2 protein-coding genes and 3 pseudogenes are annotated in these 3,531 nt (G+C 63.5%); 1 reads left to right on the forward strand and 4 read right to left on the reverse strand.

Going from position 1 to position 3,531, the window contains the following annotated elements:
- Nucleotides 1–86 precede the first annotated feature (86 nt).
- Nucleotides 87–557: pseudogene (locus A37U_RS47575) on the forward strand (IS3 family transposase); the annotation flags it as partial.
- Here the strand turns inward: A37U_RS47575 and A37U_RS55255 are convergent.
- The 4 genes and pseudogenes from A37U_RS55255 to A37U_RS47585 all read right to left on the reverse strand — a co-directional run.
- Nucleotides 526–771: an imelysin family protein gene (locus A37U_RS55255; protein ID WP_157183317.1), complete on the reverse strand. Its 246-nt coding sequence runs from the start codon at nucleotides 769–771 to the stop codon at nucleotides 526–528. The pseudogene A37U_RS47575 and the gene A37U_RS55255 sit on opposite strands and share 32 nt — an antisense overlap.
- Before the next feature lie 706 nt (nucleotides 772–1,477).
- Nucleotides 1,478–2,275 (reverse strand): annotated as a pseudogene (gene efeU, locus A37U_RS55260) (iron uptake transporter permease EfeU); the annotation flags it as partial.
- 126 nt (nucleotides 2,276–2,401) lie between these two features.
- Entirely contained in the window at nucleotides 2,402–3,241 is an 840-nt protein-coding gene (locus A37U_RS0139000) for an ABC transporter permease (RefSeq protein WP_020502083.1), read from the reverse strand.
- 57 nt (nucleotides 3,242–3,298) lie between these two features.
- Nucleotides 3,299–3,531, reverse strand: a pseudogene (locus A37U_RS47585) (hypothetical protein); the annotation flags it as partial.

Consider the following 3,531-nt stretch of genomic DNA (forward strand, 5'->3'; position numbering starts at 1 on the left):
AAAATGCCTGAACTGGGACACACCAACCGAACGATTCACCCAACTGGTAACCTCAACACAAGACCAACGTTGCGACGACGGTTAGAACTCAAGCCGATGAGGGGAAGTTGTACGTTTGCGCGATCAAGGACGCCTACTCCAACCGGATCGTCGGCTATGCGATCAGCGACCGCATGAAGTCCCGACTGGCCGTAGCAGCGCTGGAGACGGCGATCGCGCGGCGTGGCCACGTCGCTGGCTGCGTGGTTCACAGCGACCGGGGATCGCAATTTCGGAGCCGGAAATTTACCGCCGCACTGCACCGGCACGGCCTGGTCGGATCGATGGGCCAGGTCGGTTCAGCGGGCGACAACGCCGCTATGGAGAGCTTCTTCTCGCTGCTACAAAAGAACGTCCTCAACCGCCGCCGCTGGACCACCCAAGACGAACTGCGGATCGCGATCGTCACCTGGATCGAACGCACCTACCACCGACACCGACGGCAGAACGCACTCGGAAAATTGACTCCCACCGAATACGACATCATCATGTCCCAAACCGCCAACCAGGCGGCCTAAAAACTGTCACCTGATCTTGCAGCAGACCCGTAGGATCGACCGTGACTTGTGTGAGTGTATCGCGCAGATGCTGCACATCGCCGGTCAGTTTCCCCGCGAGTGGCCGCAGTACCCGGGCTTGTTGGTCGTGCCAGAGGCCGTATTCGATGCGGTGTAGCCCGGTGAACGCCGGATCGTTGACTCCACCAGGCAGTCCTTGTGGCAGGCCGTCGATCGCGTCGGCGGTGTCGCCGAAACTGCCGTATGCCGCCGCCCACCCGTTCCCAGGTTAGTTGGGCGGGTAGCCAGTCAGTACGGGCCCGGAGCAGGTCGCCGGCGTCGAGATCGTTGCGCAGTTGGGCCACCTGCTGGTCGAGGATAGCCAGTTGACCGGCGACATAGCTGCGGTATTGCGCAACGGCGGGATCGAGTTCTCGAATGTCGAGCAGTTTCACCGGTGGTGGTCCGGCTGCAGCGCCACCGGTTATGTGTGCGACCGGTGAGACGGTTGTCGGGCGCCCGGAGAGCAGACACCGCCACTGGTAGTCACCGTTGCTCAACTGCACGGGCAAGCTTTGCTGGGTAGCTGGGCCCAGGGTCTCGATTTCGGCCACGATGCCTTCATTGGCTGACTGGACGAGGTTGACCTCTGCGGTATGGCCGGATTTGTTGTCCACCGTGTAGGTCTGACCGCCTGAATGGGCTTGCCGGAAACCCGCAGCACAGGAGTTCGCGGTGACTTCGATGCGTTGGGCACCGATGGTCTCGTGTTCACCGATCAGAATCACCGACGCCGCCGCAGCAGGCGGCAGCACCAGCGCGCTGATCACCGCGATTAACACGGTTACCCGGCTCCAGTGCGTGGTGCGCTCGCGTCTCGTACTGGCCTGCGGTTCGCCACGCCTGGTCGGCAGCTGCTTCGCCCGGGCGAGTAACACCAGCACGGTGCCCAAGTAGACAACGTAGGCGACCGCCTGCAGCCAGGTCATCGTCGGAGACAGCGCGGTGACCCCGGTGATGATGGACACCCACCAGGAGGATGGATCCACGTGCGCCGAGAGATCGAACGCGATCCAAGTATGACCGGGAAGAACTCCGGCATCTTGGAGATCGCGCAGTCCGTAGGCGAAGACCCCCGCGGCGATGATCACCAGGAGCACGGCGGTGCGGTTGAAGAACACACCGAGCCGGATACGGATCGCCGAGCGGTACAGCAGGACACACAATACGACTGCCGCGACCAGACCGATCAACGTACCGATCGCCGGCGCCACGGTCTCCCCGAGCGCCTGGGCGGCTGTCCAGAGAAACAGTGCCATTTCCAGGCCCTCGCGCCCAACCGACAAAAACGCGGTCAACGCCAAAGCAGCGGCGCTGATACCGACCGCGCTGGTGATTCTCGCGCGGATCTCACCGGAGGGCGAGGCAGCGGTTTGGCGCATCCAGAAGATCATCCACGTGACCAGACCGACCGCCACGATACTCAGCACTCCACTAATGACGTCCTGTGTCGAGGTGGATAGCACCGAGCTGTAGAAAGTCAGTACCGCACCGAAGCTCAGTGCCAGCATCGCCGCCGCGATAACCCCGACCCAAATCGGTGCCGTCGCGGGTCGAACCCGCTCCGTCTGTTCCTGGCCGACCCTGCGTACCGCTGCAAGCAACAGGCTGATCACCAGGCCGGCTTCGAGGCCGTCCCGCAAACCGATGAGCAGATTCGGCACCGCATCAGCCCACACTGCGACTCCTCGAATGGTTCCTCAGCAATGAATGGTTAGGCTAACCTATCTGATAGGAGGTTGGAGTTTATTCGCCGCAACTGCGCAGAACCGACTTGACGGTCTGAGCGGTAGGTAAGTGGATTGCTACTTGTTGTCGTCGGTTGGCTTTTCTTTAGGGATTCGCCGATTGTGCAGCAGCCAGAGGACGGGGCGACTGGTGGTCGTGACGGTTCTGGTGAGGTGACCGCGTGCCACGATGATCAGGGTGGTCTGGATGGCGATGGCTTCCACCGCGAGCAAGCCAATCAAGACGAATAGTTGAACAGCGCCGGCCTGGATGGGTGTGGCTCCGCCGAGCAGCATGCCCACGAACGCGCCCGGTAAGGTCACGGTGCCCACAGTCCGGGTTTGGTCCAGCGCGGGAGACAGCGCCGCGCTCGCTACCGGGCGGGCGATCTCCAAACGCGCCTCGGTGTCGGTGAGCCCCAGCGACAAGGCCGCTTCGACCTCACCGTGGCGTTGCTCGAGCTCGTCGAGTAGCCGCCGACCGGCGATCGAGGTCGCGGTCAGCGCGCCACCGATCAGTTGCCCCACCAGCGGGATGAGGACCAACCCGGTCATGGGGACCGCACCGCTGGCAAGTATCACGGCAACAACCGGACCGACACCGGCAGCAATCGATAGGCCCGCTCGCCACCACGTGTGATCGGCGGTGATGCGCCTGCCCGATGTTCGCGCCGCGATCGCGAACATCACGAAGACGAACAGTCCTGTCAACGCCTCGACCCGGACGATCTGGGTGATCAACAGCGATACAACCAGTAGCTGGGCGACCGCGCGAACCCCGGCGGTCAGGACCGCCCGCCAGGACGCGTATCGGCCGAAGGCGACGACTCCGGTGGCGATCAACAGCAACACCCCGATGCTGATCAGCAATGTCGGAGTGACCGGGATTGCCCCCGCTCTGGCGGCCGTGGTTGCCATGCTCGGGCAGTCTAGGAGAGCTCGTGTGCCCGGAGGCGAATTCCGACCGGGGTCCGGTCATAGGCTGTCGGTGGCCGCGACGGCGAGCGTGCCGTCGTCGGCGGTGTGCACGGAGCCGGTGACGTAGTAGACGTCTTCGAGCAGGCCGGTCGTGATGACCTCGGCCGGAGCACCGGTGGCGTAGATGTCTCCGTTGGCGAGCGCGACGACATGGTCGGCGATACGCGCGGCGAGGGTGAGGTCGTGCACGACGGCGAGCACTACTGCCGGTTGGGTCCGGGCGATGTGTC

The sequence above is a fragment of the Sciscionella marina DSM 45152 genome (assembly GCF_000379465.1).
In the GTDB taxonomy this organism is placed as follows: Bacteria; Actinomycetota; Actinomycetes; order Mycobacteriales; family Pseudonocardiaceae; genus Sciscionella; species Sciscionella marina.

Coding starts and splice junctions, on each gene's coding strand:
- A37U_RS0139000 (WP_020502083.1), bottom strand. CDS start 3,241: ATGGCAACCACGGCCGCCAGAGCGGGGGCAATCCCGGTCACTCCGACA.